Here is a 17,052-nt window from a genome sequence, read left to right as displayed (position 1 = left end):
TCCACTGACGCCACGCAGGCCCGCGGGCCTCCGCCACGAAACCCTCGCGAGCCTGCCTGACATGGGAAATTCCCCTTTCCCGGGCATGATTGACGGATCGTCGGCCAGCGGGTACCACTGACCCACCGTTCGGCCCCGCACGCCCGTCCGTCCCAGGAGGCCGCTTTGCGAGGATCCGCCCCCGACCAGACGCCCACCGCCGGCAGCAGACACAGGCGAAGGACGGCCGTGGCCGCCTCCTCCGCCGCCCTTCTGATCCCGTTGCTGGGCGCGGCCCCGTCGCAGAGCGCCACGCAGTCCGCCACCGGTGTGTTGCAGCGCGCGTTCGCCTCCGCCGCGACCGAGTACCAGGTTCCGCAGAGCGTCCTGCTGGCCGTCTCCTATCTGCAGTCCCGCTGGGACGCGCACGCCGGAGCGCCGAGCGTCACCGGCGGCTACGGCCCGATGCACCTCACCGACGCGCGCACCGCGCTGGCCACGACCGAGCACCTCGCCCAGGGCACCGAGGACCCCCGCGGCGACGCCGCCCGCGCGGCCCTGCACCCCACGCCGCGGGGCCCGGCAGGCTCCGCTTCGCCGCCCGCCCGTCTGGAGACGCTGCCGAAGGCGGCCCGTCTGACCGGCATCCCCGCCGGGAAGCTGCGCACCGACCCGGCGGCCAACGTGGCCGGCGGTGCCGCCCTGCTCGCCGCCGCCCAGAAGGACCTGGGCGAGCCGCTGAGCCCGGATCCGGCCGACTGGTACGGCGCGGTGGCCCGTTTCTCCGGAGCCGACGACCACGCGACGGCGGCGGCGTACGCGAACGACGTCTACGACGTGCTGCGCACCGGTGAGCGGCGCACCACCGACACGGGCGAGTCGGTCGCCCTGGCCGCCCGGCCGCGGCTGAACCCGGACACCGCCCAACTGGAGCGGACGGGGCTGCGCACGGTCCCCGACGACGGCACGGAGTGTCCGAGGAAGGTGTCGTGCGAGTGGGTCCCGGCGCCGTACGCCGAGTTCGGGGACAACGACTACGGCAACCACGACCTGGGCGACCGCCCGGGGTCGCAGAGCATCAGGTACATCGTCATCCATGACACCGAGGGCGCATGGGACGGGGTCCTGAACCTGGTCCAGGATCCCACCTACGTGTCCTGGAACTACACCATCCGCTCCACCGACGGTCTGATCGCCCAGCACGTGAAGGCGAAGGACGTGGCCTGGCACGCGGGCAACTGGTACGTGAACGCCAAGTCGGTCGGCATCGAGCACGAGGGCTTCCTCGCCGCGCCGGACGCCTGGTACACGGAGGCGATGTACCGGTCCTCGGCCCGGCTGGTGAGGTACCTGTCGAAGCGGTACGGCATCCCCCTGGACCGGCAGCACATCCTCGGCCACGACACCGTGCCGGGTCCGACCGCGTCCTACATCCCCGGCATGCACACCGACCCGGGACCTTACTGGGACTGGCGGCACTACTTCGAGCTGCTCGGACGCCCCCTCCACCGCACCGCGGGCAAGAGGGGCGGACTGGTGACGATCCGGCCGGACTACACGGCGAACCAGCCGGTGTACACGGGCTGCGTCACCAAGGGCGAGCCGTGCCCGGCGCACGGCTCGAGCGAGGTGCGGCTGTACTCCGACCATGACGAGAACTCCGCCCTGATCAAGGACGTCGGCCTGGGTACGCAGCCGACCACCGGGGTGAACGACCTGTCCTCGCGGGTGTCGACCGGCCAGCAGTTCGCGGTGGCCGACAGCTGGGGCGACTGGACGGCGATCTGGTACCTGGGGCAGAAGGCCTGGTTCCGCAACCCGCGGTACGAGCCGACGGCGGTGAACGCCGCCGGTCTGGTCGTCACGCCGAAGGAGGGTGTGGAGAGCGTGCCGGTGTACGGCCGCGCGTACCCGGAGAAGGAGGCGTACCCGGCGGGGGTGCCGGTCCAGTCGGTGTCACCGCTGCCGTACACCCTGCCGGCGGGGCAGCGGTACGTGGTCGGTGACGTGCTGCCCGGCGAGTACTTCTACTCGGTCACCTTCACCACGGACTCGCACCGGGTCGTGGTCGGCAAGGACCTGTACTACGAGATCCAGTTCGGCCACCGGGTGGAATTCGTGCGCGCCGCCGACGTCAAGGTGGAGCCGTCCGCCGGATAGCCGGTTCAGCCCTGCTGGAACAGCTCCGCCGGGAGCGGCTTCAGCAGGGCGTACAGGTCGTCCGTGATGGGGCGGTCCCAGGCGGCGATGGTGACCAGGACGCCGTCGCTGCGGTCGAACTGCACGCAGGAGATCCGGCTCTCGGAGAGCTTCAGCCGACGCACGATCAGCAGGTTGTCGCCCTGGAGCACCGGCATGTCCTCGGTGCCGGTGACGGTGACCTCGTCGTCGTTCTCCAGCGCCAGCAGCAGCTGGGCCACCTCGAAGGGGATCTCGCCGTCGGCGACCTCACGGGCCGGGGAGCCCTCCGGAAGGTTGCCGATGATCATGGCCGGGCCTCGGCCGCCGAACAGGTCGTAGCGCAGGAAGACGCCCTGGCAGCTGCCGTCGGGGGCGGGCAGCAGTCCGGCGCCCAGGTTGCCGGGCCAGTCGCCCGGGTCCATGGCCAGTACGTCGAAGTCGGGCCCGGCGGGAGTGGCGCTGCGGCGGCGGAGGAACGACATGCGGCCATGGTACGTGCCCGGACGCGTTCGGCGCCGTGTGGGCGGCGTCTCATACGTCCCCTCCGGCCGCCGCCTGTCCCGTTCGGCCGACTGGGCCTGTCCCGAGGACAGGCCTAGGTGAGATCGAACTCCCCCTCCCGGGCGCCGGAGACGAAGGCGCCCCACTCCGCGGGGGTGAAGATCAGGGAAGGGCTCTCCGGGCGGTCACTGTTGCGCATCGCGATGAATCCCTCGACAAAGGCGATCTGGACATCTCCCAGGCCTCGGCTGCTGGACCGCCACTCGGCGCTGCTGAGGTCCAGTTCCGGCTTGTCCCAGCCCATGAGCGGCTTCTGCTGGGTGGTGCTCTCGGCCACGTCCGTGCTCCTCCCGGTTCGTCGTCCGCGGCCAGCCTATCGATCGGTCACGACCGCCGACAGGCCACGTGAGCGGGACTTTCAGGAGTCGGGCGGCCGGGAACCCACGAGCCACATGGAGAAGAACTGCGATCCGCCGCCGTAGGCGTGCCCGAGCACCTTCCGGGCCCGCTCCACCTGGTGTTCCCCGGCCTGTCCGCGGACCTGGAGGGCGGCCTCGGCGAAACGGATCATCCCGGAGGCGCCGATCGGGTTGGTGGACAGCACGCCGCCCGACATGTTGACGGGCAGGTCCCCGTCGAGTTCGGTCACGCCGGACTCGGTGAGTTTCCAGCCCTCGCCCTCGTCGGCGAAGCCGAGGTTCTCCAGCCACATGGGCTCGTACCAGGAGAACGGCACGTACATCTCGACGGCGTCGATGTCCCGTCGCGGGTCGGCGATGCCGGCCTGCCGGTAGACGTCGGCGGCGCAGTCCTTGCCGGCCTGCGGGGAGACGAAGTCCTTTCCGGCGAACAGGGTGGGCTCGCTGCGCATCGCGCCGCCGAGCAGCCAGGCGGGCGGCCGGGGCGCGCGGGCCGCGCCGGCCCGGTCGGTGAGCACCATCGCGCAGGCGCCGTCGGAGGACGGGCAGGTCTCGGAGTAGCGGATCGGGTCCCACAGCATGGGTGAGGCCTGGACCTTCTGCAGGGTGATGTCGTGCTCGTGGAGGTGGGCGTAGGGGTTCTTCAGCGCGTTGCGCCGGTCCTTGTAGGCGACCAGGGAGCCGACCGTGTCGGGGGCTCCGCTGCGCCGCATGTAGGCGCGTACGTGCGGGGCGAAGAAGCCGCCCGCGCCCGCGAGCAGCGGCTGCTGGAAGGGGATGGGCAGGGACAGCCCCCACATGGCGTTGGACTCGGACTGCTTCTCGAAGGCGAGGGTGAGCACGGTGCCGTGGACCCGGGCGGCGACCAGGTTCGCGGCGACCAGGGCGGTCGACCCGCCGACGGAACCGGCCGTGTGCACCCGCAGCATCGGCTTGCCGACCGCGCCGAGCGCGTCGGCGAGGTACAGCTCGGGCATCATGACGCCCTCGAAGAAGTCGGGCGCCTTGCCGATGACCACGGCGTCGATGTCGGCCCACGTCAACTCGGCGTCCTCCAGGGCTCGTCCGGCGGCCTCCCGGACGAGTCCGGCGATCGACACGTCCCGGCGGGCCGCCACGTGCTTGGTCTGGCCGATCCCTGTGACGGCCACGGGCTCCTTGCTCATCGGGGATCCCCCTCGAGGACGGCGACCAGGTTCTGTTGCAGGCAGGGGCCGGAGGTGGCGTGGGCGAGCGCCCGGTCACTGGCGCCGCGGTGGATGCGGGCGGCGGCCTCGCCGATGCGGATCAGTCCGGCGGCCATGATCGGGTTGGCGGCGAGGGCTCCTCCGGAGGGGTTCACGGTGACGCTGTCGTCGAGCCGCAGCGCCCTGCGCAGTACGACTTCCTGGGAACTGAACGGTGCGTGCAACTCCGCGGTGTCCACGGGCCGTTCGAAGGCCCCCGCCTTCTCGGCGGCCTGCCGGGCGGACGGCGAGTCGGTCAGGTCGCGCACCCCGAGGGCGTGGGCCTCGATGCGGTGGTCGATGCCCCGGATCCAGGCGGGCCGAGCACACAGTTCGCGGGCCCGGTCCCCGGCCGCCAGGATCACGGCGGCTGCCCCGTCCCCGATGGGCGGGCAGTCGCCGGTGCGCAGCGGCCGTACCAGGTAGTCGCCCTGCGGCAGCGAACCCCTCAGCTGGGCGTGCGGGTTGGCGGTGGCGTCGGCCCGGCTGCGCGCCCCGATCGCGGCGAGCGCCGGCTCGTCGGTCTGCCCGGCGTCGATGAGCGCCTGCGCCTGGAGTGCGGCCAGGGCGACGGAGTCGGGCCAGAGCGGGGCGACGTAGTAGGGGTCGAGCTGCCGGGTGAGCACGTCGCGCACGGAGCCGGGCGAGGACTTGCCGTACGAGTAGACGAGGGCGGTGTCGGCGTCGCCGGTGAGCAGTTTGGTCCACGCCTCGTACAGCGCCCACGCGCCGTCCATCTCGACGTGGGACTCGGAGATCGGCGGCCAGGCACCCACACCGTCGAGGGCGAGGGTGAAGGAGAAGGCGCGGCCGGCGAGGTAGTCGCTGGAGCCGGAGCAGGTGAAGTCGATGTCGGCGGTCTTCAGCCCGGTCCGGTCCAGGACCTCGTGCAGCACGGGCATGAGCATCTCCACCTCGGAGAGCTCGTCGCTGGTGCGCCGGTGGTCGGTCTGTGCGAAGGCGACGACCGCGATGTCCCGCGTCATATCAGCTCCTTGTACGTCTCGTAGTCCGCGTCGGGTTCGCCGGTCGGCCGGTAGTGGTCGGGGTAGCGGGCCCCCTCGGTCCACACCGGTTCGACCCGCAGGCCCATCCGCACCTGGTCGTAGGGGATTCCGCCGATGCGGCCGTGCAGGGGGAGGCCGGCGCCGTCGAGGGCGATGTGCGCGTAGACGTAGGGCACTTCGATGTCGAGGTTCTTCGCCTTGATGTTGACGATGCAGAAGGTGGTGACCGTGCCGCGGGGGCCGACCTCGACCTGTTCGGTGGTGGCGACCCCGCAGGTGGGGCAGGCGCCCCTCGGCGGGACGTACACCTTGCGGCAGGACGGGCAGCGCTCCCCGAAGGTGCGCCGGCCGGAGAGGGCGTTGATGTAGGCGGACTGGGCGCGGCCCGGCGAGTAGGTGTAGTCGAGGCGGGCGTGGGCGACGATGCCGGTGACCGGCTCCTCGAAGTCGCCCGCGTGAACGGTGACTTCGGTGTCGTCGCCGTCGTACGGCTCGAAGCAGGCGATGTCGGTGATGGCGCCGGAGCGCTCCTCGGCCCAGCGGATCCGGACCCGCATGCCGGTGTGCACGGCGTCGGGGCCGGGGGCGTCGAGGGCGTGCAGCAGGGCGGTGTCGGTGCCGTCGAGGCGGACCAGCACCCAGGCGAAGGGGGTGGTGAGGGGCTGGCCGCGGCGGGGTTCGTGGTTCCAGGCCCAGGTGGTGACCGTGCCGGTGGAGGCCACATGGACGAGGTCGCGGATCTCTTCAGCGGTCACCGGGTCGTACTCGACGGGCGGGACGAGGACGCGTCCGTCACCGGTGCGCACCCCCAGGACGAGGCGTTCGCGCAGTCCGGTCAGGAAGGCGCTCTGGACGGGGCCGAGGGAGCGGGTGAAGGGGAACTCCACGACGAGGGGCGCTTTGAGGACGTCTGGCATGGAAGGCTCTCCTCAGGGGTCAGGCGCGCTTGTATACGGGGGGCCGTTTCTCCGCGAAGGCGCGGGCGCCTTCCTTGGCGTCGGCGGTGTCGAAGACGGGCCAGCCGCGCTTCAGTTCGGCGGCCAGAGCGTCGGTTTCGGTCATGTCGGCGGTCTCGTACACCGACGCCTTGACGGCCTCCACGGCCAGCGGGCCGCAGGCGTTGACCTGTTCGGCGATCTCCAGCGCCTTCCCGAGTGCCGTGCCGTCGGGGACGACGTGCCCGACGAGTCCGATGGCGGCGGCCTCCCGGGCGGTGTACGGCCGTCCGGTGAGCAGCATCTCCAGGGCGTGGGTGCGCGGGATCTGGCGTTGCAGCCGGACCGTGGAGCCGCCGATCGGGAACAGGCCGCGCCTGACCTCGAACAGGCCGAAGGTGGCGGACTCGCCCGCGACCCGGATGTCGGTGCCCTGCAGGATCTCCGTGCCGCCCGCGACACAGTGGCCCTCCACGGCGGCGATCACCGGCTTGCGCGGTCGGTGGTGGCGCAGCATCGCCTTCCAGTGCAGGTCGGGGTCGGCCTTGAGCCGGTCCCGGTGGTGCTGTCCTTCCATGCCCTGGCCGGCCAGTGCCTTGAGGTCCATCCCGGCGCAGAAGGCGCCGCCTGCTCCGGTGAGCACGATGGAGCGGACCGCGTCGTCCTCGTCGGCCGCGAGCCAGCCGTCGTACAGGCCGACGAGCATCGACAACGAGAGCGCGTTCCTGGCCTCGGGCCGGTTGAGCGTGAGCACCAGTGTGGCGCCTTCGCGCCGCACGGTGAGGTGTTCGGTTCCACCCATCGCCCATCTCCCCTCTGACAGAACGAGAACAGGTTGCAGTAGTGGAGGGGGCACTTCAAGGGTTTTCTGACAGGCAGTCAGATTTCTCGTCGGGAGCTCTTCACACTTGCCGCGCCCTTTGCTCTGATGACCGGCGAGCCGACAGATGCCAGGTACGACTGCCCGGGGTCAGGAGGAGCGGTGGAGTACAACCTTGCCGATCTGTTCGAGTCCGTCGTCGACGCGGTTCCCGACCGTGAGGCGCTCGTGTACATCGACCACCCCGGCACGGGCGCGGAGCACCGTCTGACGTACGCGGAACTGGACGCCGCCGCCAACCGGATCGCCCACCATCTGATCGACCGCGGGATACGGCCGGGTGAGCACCTGGGCCTTCATCTCTACAACGGCGTCGAGTACCTGCAGACGGTACTGGGCTGCCTCAAGGCCCGGATCGTGCCGGTGAACGTCAACTACCGCTATGTCGAGGAGGAACTGGTCTACCTGTACCGGGACGCCGATCTGGTCGCGCTGGTCTTCGACGCGGAGTTCGGCGGCCGCGTCGCGGCGGCGCTGCCGCGTGCGCCGAAGCTGCGGCACCTGCTGGTGGTGGGCGGGCCGGCCGAGGTGCCCGGCGCCGTCCCGTTCCCCGAGGCCGAGGCCGGGGGGTCGCCCGAGCGGGGCTTCCCGGAGCGTTCGGGCGACGACCAGTTCATCATCTACACCGGCGGGACCACCGGGATGCCCAAGGGGGTGATGTGGCGTCAGGAAGACCTGTTCTTCGCCGGTCTGGGCGGCGGGGCACCGACCGGCGAACCGGTGAAGAGGCCGGAGGAACTTGCCGAGCGGGTGGCGGCGGGCGGCTCGGGGATCACGTTCTTCCCCACTCCCCCGCTGATGCACGGCACCTCCACCCTCACCGCGTTCATCGGTTTCAACTTCGGGCAACGGGTCGTCATCCACCGCAAGTTCGTCCCCGAGGAGGTTCTACGCACCATCGAGAAGGAGCGGGTCACCAGCATGTCCCTGGTGGGCGACGCGATGCTGCGCCCCCTCATCGACGCGCTGAGCGGGCCCATGAAGGGCACGGACTGCTCCTCCATGTTCAGCGTCTCCTCGTCGGGGGCGGTCATGTCGGAGACCGTGCGCCTCCAGTTCCGGGAGCTCGTCCCGAACGCCATGCTGCTGAACAACTTCGGCTCCTCCGAATCCGGGTTCAACGGAACGGCGACGGACGACTCCGGCCCCGAGCGCGGTTTCCGTATCCGGGTCAACTCCCGTACCACGGTGGTGGACCCGGCCACGTACGAGCCGGTGGCCGCCGGTGAGATCGGGCGTGTCGCGCAATGCGGTCACGTGCCGCTCGGTTACTACAACGACCCGCGGAAAACCGCCGAGACCTTCTTCGAGCGGGACGGCCGGCGCTGGGTGCTGCTCGGTGACATGGCGACCGTCGACGAGCAGGGCGTCGTCACCGTCCTCGGGCGCGGCTCCCAGTGCATCAACACGGGCGGCGAGAAGGTGTACCCGGAGGAGGTCGAGCAGGCGCTGAAGTCGCATCCGGACGTGTACGACGCCCTGGTGGCCGGTGTGCCGGACGCCACCTGGGGCCATCACGTCGCGGCGGTGGTGCAGTTGCGCGAGGGCTCCGTCCGGCCGTCCCTGGCCGAGATCCAGGCCCACTGCCGTACCCGGCTGGCCGGGTACAAGGTCCCCCGCCAGCTGGTGATCACGGAGTCCATCCAGCGGTCACCGAGCGGCAAGGCCGACTACCGGTGGGCGCGGGAGACGGCGGTGGCGGCGGACCGGTAACCCGGGCTACGCCGGTGTGCGGAGGAAGGCGGCGACCCGGCGGACGAACCACTCCGGGTCGTCGAGCCACGGATAGTGGGCGGCGCCGGGCTGGACCGCGAGTGCGCCGTGCGGGAAGGCCTCGGCGGTGCGGCGGGCGAGCTCGGGGTGGGGGTTGCCGTCCAGCTCGCCGGCGAGGACGAGGACCGGGGCGGTCAGGGCGGCGAGCGCGGCGCGGGTCGCGTCGGGGGCGAAGGCGCCGTCGGAGAAGTAGACGTCGGCCGCTTCCTCGTTGGTCTGCTCCTCGGTGGCCGCGTCGTGGCCCCGTGCCGCCTCGTCCCAGCGCCCGTAGAAGAAGGGCACGCACGCGAGATCGAACTCGCCGTCCCCCGCCAGCAGGGCCTCCAGCGCCGGGAGCGCCCTCTCGAACCACGGCTCCTCCGCCCGGGACCGGGCGGCCGCGAGCCGTTCCTCGACGGTGGCCCGCATGCCGAGGGCCGTCGGGTTGGGGGTGACCAGTGCGAGCCGCCGCACCCGGGTCGGACACCGCGCCGCGTACAGCATCGCCAGACTGCCGGCCGCCGAGTGCGCGAGCAGGTCCATGCGCTCCAGCCCCAGATGGGCGCGCAACGCCTCCACGTCGTCGACCATGCGGTCGCACCGGTACGTCGCCGGGTCCACGGGCGGCGCGGAGTCGCCGGTCCCCCGCAGGTCCAGGAGGACGAGCCGGCGGCGGGCGGTCAGGCCGCCCAGGTCGCCGAGGTAGACGGAGGCTCGCATCGGCCCGCCCGGCAGGACGACGAGCGGCTCCCCCTCACCACGGAGGTGATAGGCGAGCTCGGTACCGTCGGGCGCGGTGAAGGTCGGCATGGTGCCGATCATGGGCCGCGGCCCGGCCGGCCGCAACGGAGTTCTCCCGGGTGCGGCCGGACCTCTTGCCGGGGGCGGGCCGGGCGGCGTTGACTGATCCCGAGGGCTCGACCGAACGATCGGTCGAGAGGGCGGCGCGGCTGAGGGAGAAGACCATGGTGGAGGCGAGGGACCTGCTCGACGCGGGTGAACGGCTGGACGCGCCGGCGCTGCGGGCGTTGCAGCTGGAGCGGCTCCAGGCGTCCCTGCGGCACGCCTACGCCCACGTGCCCTTCTACCGGGAGTCCTTCGACAAGGCAGGGGTCCGCCCGGAGGACTGCCGCTCGCTTGCCGATCTGCACGGTTTCCCCTTCACCACCAAGTCCGACCTGCGGGAGAACTACCCGTACGGGATGTTCGCCGTGCCCCGGGAGCGGATCCGCCGTATCCACGCCTCCAGCGGCACCACCGGGCACCCCACGGTGGTGGGTTACACGGAGAACGACTTGTCGATGTGGGCCGACATGGTGGCCCGCTCCATCCGGGCGGCGGGCGGCCGGCCCGGAGACACGATCCATGTGGCCTACGGGTACGGGCTGTTCACCGGCGGGCTGGGCGCCCACTACGGTGCCGAGCGGCTGGGCTGTACGGTCGTCCCGGCGTCCGGCGGTATGACGGCCCGGCAGGTCCGGCTGATCCAGGACCTGCGGCCCGGGGTCATCATGGTCACGCCGTCCTACATGCTCACGCTGCTCGACGAGTTCGAACGGCAGGGCGTGGACCCCCGTTCCACCTCACTGCGGGTCGGTGTGTTCGGTGCCGAGCCCTGGACCGAGGAGATGCGGAGGGAGATCGAGGAACGGTTCGCGATCGACGCCGTCGACATCTACGGGCTGTCCGAGGTGATCGGCCCCGGGGTGGCCCAGGAGTGCGTGGAGACCAAGGACGGTCTGCACATCTGGGAGGACCACTTCTTCCCGGAGGTCGTCGACCCCGTCACGGGCGAGGTGCTGCCGGAGGGCGAGGAGGGCGAACTGGTCCTCACCTCGCTGACCAAGGAGGCGATGCCGGTGATCCGGTACCGCACCCGTGACCTGACCCGGCTGCTGCCGGGTACCGCCCGGGTGTTCCGGCGGATGGCCAAGGTCACCGGCCGCAGTGACGACATGGTGATCCTGCGCGGGGTGAACCTGTTCCCGACGCAGATCGAGGAGATCGTGCTGCGCGTCCCGGGTGTCGCCCCGCACTTCCAGTTGCGGCTCACCCGCGAGGGCCGCCTGGACTCGCTCACCGTACGGGCCGAGGCCCGGCCCGGCGCGACGCCGGAGGCGCGGGACGCGGCGGCCCGGGACATCGCGGCGGCGGTGAAGGACGGCATCGGTGTGTCCGTCGCCGTCGAGATCGTCGAACCGGAGTCGCTGGAGCGCTCGGTGGGCAAGATCCGCCGCATCGTGGACCTGCGCCCCCGGTAGGTCTCCGGAACCGGCCGAGAGGGCGGTGACGGTCAGCCGCCGAACCGGTCCCGCAGCTCCCGCTTGAGGATCTTGCCGCTGGCGTTGCGCGGCAGTTCGTCCACGAACAGCACGCGCTTGGGCGCCTTGAAGGAGGAGAGCTTCTCCCGCGTGTGGGCGATCAGTTCCTCCTCGGTGACCTCTGCGCGCCGGACGACGACCGCCGTGACGGCCTCCACCCACCGTTCGTCGGGCAGGCCGATCACGGCCGCCTCGGCCACGGCCTCGTGCGTGTACAGCGCGTCCTCCACCTGCCGGGAGGCGACCAGCACACCACCGGAGTTGATGGCGTCCTTCACCCGGTCGACGATTCTGAAGTAGCCGTGCGCGTCCCGCACCGCCAGGTCCCCCGAGTGGAACCAGCCGTCACGGAAGGCCTCGGCCGTCTCCTCCGGCTTGTCCCAGTAGCCCTCGCACAACTGCGGTGAGCGGTAGACGATTTCGCCGGGCGAGCCGTCGGGCACCTCCTCGCCGTTCTCGTCGACCACCCGCGCGTCCACGAACAGCACGGTCCGCCCGCAGGAGTCCAGCCGGCCCTTGTGCTCGTCGGGTGAGAGGACGGTGGCCAGGGGGCCGATCTCGCTCTGGCCGAAGCAGTTGTACAGGGCCAGTTCCGGCAGCCGTTCACGCATCCGCTCCAGGACGGGGACGGGCATGATCGACGCCCCGTAGTACGCCTTGCGCAGGCCGCCGAGGTCGCGGGTGGCGAAGTCGGGACGGTTCGTCAGCCCGATCCACACGGTGGGCGGGGCGAACAGGCTGTCCACGCGGCCCGTCTCGATCAGGTCGAACAGGCGGTCCCCGTCCGGCGCGTCGAGGATGATGTTCGTCGCCCCCACGGCGAGGTAGGGCAGCAGGAAGACGTGCAGCTGGGCCGAGTGGTACAGCGGCAGAGCGTGCGCCGGCCGGTCCCCGGCGCTCAGGTCCAGCGCGGCGATGGCGCTCAGGTACTCGTGCACCAGCGCCCGGTGGGTCATCATCGCGCCCTTGGGCAGGGCGGTGGTACCCGAGGTGTACAGCAGTTGCACCAGGTCCTCGGTGCGCGGTTCCGGACCGTCGTACAGCGCCGTGTCCACCAGCCGCGCCAGCAGGGAGTCGCCGGCGTCGCGCAGCGGCAACACCCGTACGCCGTCCGGCAGCCGGCCGGCGATGTCCGGGTCGGCGAGCACCAGGCCGCTGCCCGACTGACGGATGACGTACGCCAGGTCGTCGCCGGTCAGGTTCTGGTTGACCGGCACGTGGACGAGGCCCGCGCGGGAGCAGGCCAGGAAGGCGATCAGACAGGCGTCGGAGTTGTGGCCGTAGACGCCGACCCGGTCACCGGGGGCGAGGCCCTCGCCGAGGAGTACGGATGCCGCGCGGGAGACGGCGTCGTCGAGTTCCTCGTACGTCCACGCGCGCTCGCCGTACTCGACCGCGACACGTGCCGGGGTGCGGCGGGCGCTGCGCCGCAGCACCCCGTCGACCGTGCTGCCCTGAACCTGCGTCATGCCACCTGATCTTCGGGCCGCTCGCGAGGCAGGTCAAGGAGACGGGCGGAGTACGGGCCGGGACGCGGGTCACACCGGCCGGGTGCGGCCCTCCCAGTACGGGTCGCGCAGCCGCCGCTTGTACAGCTTGCCGTTGGGGTCGCGGGGCATCTCGGTGATGAAGTCGACGCTCTTCGGGCGTTTGTAGCCGGCCAGTTGCCCCGCGCAGTGGTCGAGGAGGGCGGCGGCGAGGGCGGGGCCCGGCTCGTGGCCGGGGGCCGGTTCCACGACCGCCTTGACCTCCTCGCCCCAGTCGTCGTGCGGGATGCCGAAGGCGGCGGCGTCTGCGACGGCGGGGTGGGCGAGCAGCACCGACTCGATCTCGGCGGGGTAGATGTTCACGCCACCGGAGATGATCATGTCGATCTTGCGGTCGCGGAGGAAGAGGTAGCCGTCCTCGTCGAGGCAGCCGAGGTCGCCGACGGTGAAGAAGTCGCCGATGCGGTTCTTCCGCGTCTTCGCCTCGTCCTTGTGGTAGGCGAAGCCGCCGGTGGTCATCTTCATGTACACCGTGCCGAGTTCACCGGGCGGGAGCCGGTTGCCGTCGTCGTCGAAGACGGCCAGTTCGCTGATCGGCCAGGCCTTGCCGACGGTGCCGGGCTTCTTCAGCCAGTCCTCGGCGGTGGCGAAGGCACCGCCGCCCTCGCTGGCCGCGTAGTACTCCTCCACGCAGTGGCCCCACCAGTCGATCATGGCCCGTTTGACGTGGTCGGGGCAGGGGGCGGCGCCGTGGATGGCGTGCCGCATGCTGGAGACGTCGTACCGGGCGCGCACCTCCTCGGGGAGGGCGAGCAGCCGGTGGAACTGGGTGGGGACCATGTGGGTGTGGGTGCACCCGTGCGCGTCGATGAGGCGGAGCATCTCCTCGGGCGTCCACTTGTCCATCAGCACAAGGCGGTGGCCGATGTGCAGGGACGCGCCCGCGAACTGCAGGACGGCGGTGTGGTAGAGCGGCGAGCAGACCAGGTGCACGTTGCCGTCGAACGGCTTGATGCCGAAGATTCCGAGGAAGCCGCCGAGGTAGGACTCCTCGGGCCGTTTGCCGGGCAGCGGGCGGCGGATGCCGCGCGGTCGTCCGGTCGTGCCCGAGGTGTAGTTCATGACCCAGCCGAGCTCGCGGTCGGCGGGCGCCGACTCCGGTTGCCCGGCGAGGAGTTCGGCGTAGGGGCGGAATCCCTCGACGGTGCCGACCGCGTACCGGTGGGTGACGGGCAGGCCTGCCTCGTCGGCGGCGTGCCGGGCGGGGGCCTGGAACCGCTCGTGGGCGACGAGGACCTTGGCGCCGGAGTCGGAGACGATCCAGGCGATCTCGGGGCCGACGAGGTGGTGGTTGACCGGGACGAGGTAGAACCCGGCCTGGGTGGCGGCCAGGTAGGCGGTGAGGAACTCGACGCCGTTGGGCAGGACGACCGCGAAGGCATCGCCGCGTTCCAGGCCGGCCGCGCGCAGGCCGTGGACGAGACGGTTGGCGGCCGTGTGCAGACGTCCGGCGGTCCACTCCTCGCCGTCGGGGGCGACGAGGACCGTGCGGTCGGGGTCGGCGGTGGCCTGGGCCCAGAAGCCCGCTGGGGGTGTGCTCACGACTGGCCGCTCCTTCCGGCGATACGGTTCAGACGGTCGACGGCCAGCTCGAAACCGCGGGTGAGGTCGTCGAAGACGGCACGCACACTGCGTTCGCTGTTCATCCGGCCGACGATCTGGCCGACGGGGGTGCCGAGCAGCGGGTCCACCTCGTACTTCTGGATGCGGGAGACCGCATCGGCGACCAGCAGGCCCTGCAGCGGCATGGGCAGGGTGCCGGGGCCCGCCGGGTCGTCCCAGGCGTCGGTCCATTCGGTGCGGAGCTGGCGTGCGGGTTTCCCGGTCAGCGCGCGGGAGCGGACGGTGTCGCCGGACCCCGCGGCGAGCAGTTTGCGGGTCAGGGCGGGCGAGTGGAGGTCCGCTTCCGTGGTGGTCAGCCACAGGGAGCCCAGCCACACGCCCTGGGCGCCGAGGGTCAGTGCGGCCGCCACCTGCCGGCCGCTGCCGATGCCGCCCGCGGCCAGCACGGGCAGCGGGTCGACGGCCTCGACCACTTCCGGGGTCAGCACCATGGAGGCGATCTCACCGGTGTGGCCGCCCGCCTCGTAACCCTGGGCCACGACGATGTCGATGCCCGCCTCCTGGTGCTTGCGGGCGTGCCGGGCGCTGCCGGCGAGCGCGGCCACCAGCACGTCCTGGTCGTGGGCGCGGTCGACGACGTCCGCGGGCGGCGAGCCGAGGGCGTTGGCGAGCAGCTTGATCGGGTAGTCGAAGGCCACGTCGAGCTGGGTGCGGGCGACCTGCTCCATCCAGCCGGTGATGCGCCACCCGGACGGCTCGCCCTCGGCGAGTTCGGGCACGCCGTACTTGGCGAGGGTGTCCCTGACGAACTGGCGGTGCCCCTCGGGGATCATCGCCTCGACGTCGGCCTCGGTCACCCCCTCCACCTTCTTCGCGGGCATGACGACGTCGAGCCCGTAGGGCCTGCCCTCGACGTGCGCCTCGATCCAGTCCAGGTCGCCTTTGAGATCGTCGGGGGCCGTGTAGCGGACCGCGCCGAGCACTCCGAAGCCGCCGGCCCGGCTGATGGCCGCGGCGACGGCGGGGAACGGCGTGAAGCCGAAGACGGCGTGCTCGACTCCCAGTTTCTTGCTCAGCTCCGTCTGCATGGGGCGCAGGATGCCGCAGTCCCCCGGAGGACGGAAGGCTCTTTCTGATAGTCCGTCAGATTTTCCTCAGACGGACTCGAGCACCGCCATCGCCGCGTTGTGCCCGGGTACGCCGCTCACCCCTCCCCCGCGCACCGCGCCCGCCCCGCACAGCAGGACGTTGGCGTGCCGGGTCTCCACGCCCCAGCGGCCGGTGTCCTCCTGGGCGTAGGGCCAGGCGAGGGCGCGGTGGAAGATGTTGCCGCCGGGCAGGCGCAGGTCGCGTTCCAGGTCCAGCGGGCTCCTGGCCTCGATGCAGGGGCGGCCTTCCGCGTCGGTGGCCAGGCAGTCGGCGAGCGGCTCGGCCAGGTGGGCGTCGAGCTGGGCGAGGGTCGACTTCAGCAGCTCCTCTCGGACGGCGTCGTTGTCGCGGGCGAAGAGCCGGGCGGGGGTGTGCAGACCGAAGAGGGTGAGGGTCTGGTAGCCGCGCTCCACCAGTTCGGGGCCGAGGATGGTGGGGTCGGTCAGGGAGTGGCAGTAGATCTCCGAGGGGGGCGCTGCGGGGAGTTCGCCGGACGCGGCCTGGGCGTGTGCGGTGGCCAGTTGCGCGTAGCCCTCGGCGATGTGGAAGGTACCGGCGAAGGCCTCGCGCGGGTCCACGTCGCGGTCCCGCAGCCGCGGCAGCCGCTTGAGCAGCATGTTCACCTTGAGCTGGGCGCCTTCGGCGGACACCGGGGCGGGGTCGCCGGTCAGTGCCGCGAGTTCCCGCGGGGACGCGCCCACGAGGACGTGCCGGGCGGTGACGGTCCCCTCGGCGTCGGCCGTGCGGTAGCCGACCTCGGCGGAGCGCCCGTCGGTGTCGATGCGTACCGCCTCGTGCCCGGTCGCGAACACCGCGCCGGCCTGGCGGGCGGCGGTGGCCAGGGCGTCGGTCAGGGCGCCCATGCCACCGACAGGGACGTCCCAGGCGCCGGTGCCGCCGCCGATGACGTGGTAGAGGAAGCAGCGGTTCTGTGCCAGGGAGGTGTCGTGGGCGTCGGCGAAGGTGCCGATGAGCGCGTCGGTGAGGACCACGCCCCGCACCAGGTCGTCGCCGAATCTCTCCTCGATCGTGACGCCGATCGGCTCCTCGAACAGGGCGCGCCAGGCGGTCTCGTCGTCGATGCGGCGGCGCAGTTCGTCGCGGGTGGGCAGCGGCTCGGTGAGCGTCGGGAACACCCGCTGGGCGACCCGACCGGTCATGCCGTAGAAGCGCTGCCACGCCTCGTACTCCCGGGTGCCGCCGGTCAGCCGGACGAAGGCCTCCCGGGTGCGCCGCTCGCCGCCGCCGACCAGCAGCCCGGTGGGCCGTCCGGCCCGCTCCGCGGGGGTGTACGAGGAGATGGTGCGTCCTCGGACGCGGAAGTTCAGGCCGAGGTCTCGGACGACCTTCCTGGGCAGCAGGCTGACCAGGTAGGAGTAGCGGGACAGCCGGGCGTCGACCCCGGCGAACGGGCGGGTGGAGACGGCGGCGCCGCCGGTGTGGTCCAGCCGTTCGAGCACCAGCACGGACCGGCCGGCCCGGGCCAGGTAGGCGGCGGCGACGAGGCCGTTGTGGCCGCCGCCGACGATGACGACGTCGTAGCTCCGGGATGGCTCGCGTGGGGGCATGGTTCTTCGTAACACGTGATGATC

At 71.7% G+C, this 17,052-nt stretch carries 14 protein-coding genes; 3 read left to right on the top strand and 11 right to left on the bottom strand.

Annotated features, from left to right (window positions below):
- Nucleotides 1-165 precede the first annotated feature (165 nt).
- Entirely contained in the window at nt 166-2,139 is a 1,974-nt protein-coding gene (locus ACWC21_RS18970; RefSeq protein WP_450883177.1) for an N-acetylmuramoyl-L-alanine amidase, read from the top strand.
- Nucleotides 2,140-2,144: 5 nt separating this feature from the next.
- Here the strand turns inward: ACWC21_RS18970 and ACWC21_RS18965 are convergent, their stop codons facing one another.
- The 6 genes from ACWC21_RS18965 to ACWC21_RS18940 all read right to left on the bottom strand — a co-directional run bounded on the left by ACWC21_RS18965 (nt 2,145) and on the right by ACWC21_RS18940 (nt 7,050).
- A complete protein-coding gene (locus ACWC21_RS18965; RefSeq protein ID WP_450883175.1) occupies nt 2,145-2,642 on the bottom strand; it encodes a hypothetical protein in 498 nt (165 codons plus the stop codon).
- A gap of 113 nt (nt 2,643-2,755) precedes the next feature.
- Entirely contained in the window at nt 2,756-2,998 is a 243-nt protein-coding gene (locus tag ACWC21_RS18960) for a DUF397 domain-containing protein (protein ID WP_388790984.1), read from the bottom strand.
- Between the two features lie 81 nt (nt 2,999-3,079).
- Nucleotides 3,080-4,246 carry a thiolase domain-containing protein gene (locus tag ACWC21_RS18955; RefSeq protein ID WP_450883172.1) on the bottom strand — a complete coding sequence of 389 codons (1,167 nt, stop codon included), beginning with the start codon at nt 4,244-4,246 and terminating at the stop codon, nt 3,080-3,082.
- On the bottom strand, nt 4,243-5,292 hold the full coding sequence (locus ACWC21_RS18950; protein ID WP_450883170.1) for a thiolase domain-containing protein: 1,050 nt from the start codon (nt 5,290-5,292) through the stop codon (nt 4,243-4,245). The genes ACWC21_RS18955 and ACWC21_RS18950 overlap by 4 nt, the downstream gene beginning before the upstream one ends.
- Complete coding sequence (locus ACWC21_RS18945; protein ID WP_450883168.1) at nt 5,289-6,230, bottom strand: Zn-ribbon domain-containing OB-fold protein; 942 nt, start codon at nt 6,228-6,230, stop codon at nt 5,289-5,291. Before ACWC21_RS18945 ends, ACWC21_RS18950 begins: the two co-directional genes overlap by 4 nt.
- Before the next feature lie 19 nt (nt 6,231-6,249).
- Nucleotides 6,250-7,050 carry a crotonase/enoyl-CoA hydratase family protein gene (locus ACWC21_RS18940; RefSeq protein WP_450883166.1) on the bottom strand — a complete coding sequence of 267 codons (801 nt, stop codon included), beginning with the start codon at nt 7,048-7,050 and terminating at the stop codon, nt 6,250-6,252.
- 180 nt (nt 7,051-7,230) lie between these two features.
- Here ACWC21_RS18940 and ACWC21_RS18935 point away from each other — a divergent pair, with 180 nt between their 5' ends.
- Complete coding sequence (locus tag ACWC21_RS18935) at nt 7,231-8,841, top strand: acyl-CoA synthetase (RefSeq protein ID WP_450883164.1); 1,611 nt, start codon at nt 7,231-7,233, stop codon at nt 8,839-8,841.
- Nucleotides 8,842-8,847: 6 nt separating this feature from the next.
- On the opposite strand, the gene ACWC21_RS18930 is transcribed toward ACWC21_RS18935, so the two are convergent.
- Nucleotides 8,848-9,690 (bottom strand): alpha/beta fold hydrolase, encoded by an 843-nt coding sequence (locus tag ACWC21_RS18930; protein WP_450883162.1) that lies wholly within the window; start codon nt 9,688-9,690, stop codon nt 8,848-8,850.
- 155 nt (nt 9,691-9,845) lie between these two features.
- On the opposite strand from ACWC21_RS18930, the gene paaK reads away from it, so the two are divergent.
- Entirely contained in the window at nt 9,846-11,141 is a 1,296-nt protein-coding gene (gene paaK / locus ACWC21_RS18925; protein WP_450883160.1) for a phenylacetate--CoA ligase PaaK, read from the top strand.
- 32 nt (nt 11,142-11,173) lie between these two features.
- Here the strand turns inward: paaK and ACWC21_RS18920 are convergent, their stop codons facing one another.
- From ACWC21_RS18920 to ACWC21_RS18905, 4 genes are all read right to left on the bottom strand, one after another.
- Entirely contained in the window at nt 11,174-12,670 is a 1,497-nt protein-coding gene (locus tag ACWC21_RS18920) for an acyl-CoA synthetase (protein ID WP_450883158.1), read from the bottom strand.
- Between the two features lie 69 nt (nt 12,671-12,739).
- Nucleotides 12,740-14,290, bottom strand: coding sequence for an acyl-CoA synthetase (locus ACWC21_RS18915; RefSeq protein ID WP_450883156.1), 1,551 nt, complete (start codon nt 14,288-14,290; stop codon nt 12,740-12,742).
- Entirely contained in the window at nt 14,287-15,399 is a 1,113-nt protein-coding gene (locus tag ACWC21_RS18910; RefSeq protein ID WP_450883155.1) for an NAD(P)H-dependent flavin oxidoreductase, read from the bottom strand. The genes ACWC21_RS18915 and ACWC21_RS18910 overlap by 4 nt, the downstream gene beginning before the upstream one ends.
- 66 nt (nt 15,400-15,465) lie before the next feature.
- The gene (locus tag ACWC21_RS18905; protein WP_450883154.1) at nt 15,466-17,028 is read right to left on the bottom strand and encodes a phytoene desaturase family protein; all 1,563 of its coding nucleotides are present in this window, start codon (nt 17,026-17,028) and stop codon (nt 15,466-15,468) included.
- Between the last annotated feature and the right edge of the window lie 24 nt (nt 17,029-17,052).

It is taken from the genome of Streptomyces sp. NPDC001348 (assembly GCF_053597535.1).
The sequence above is the reverse complement of the archived record's forward strand: the minus strand, read 5'-3'. Positions and strand labels throughout refer to the sequence as shown.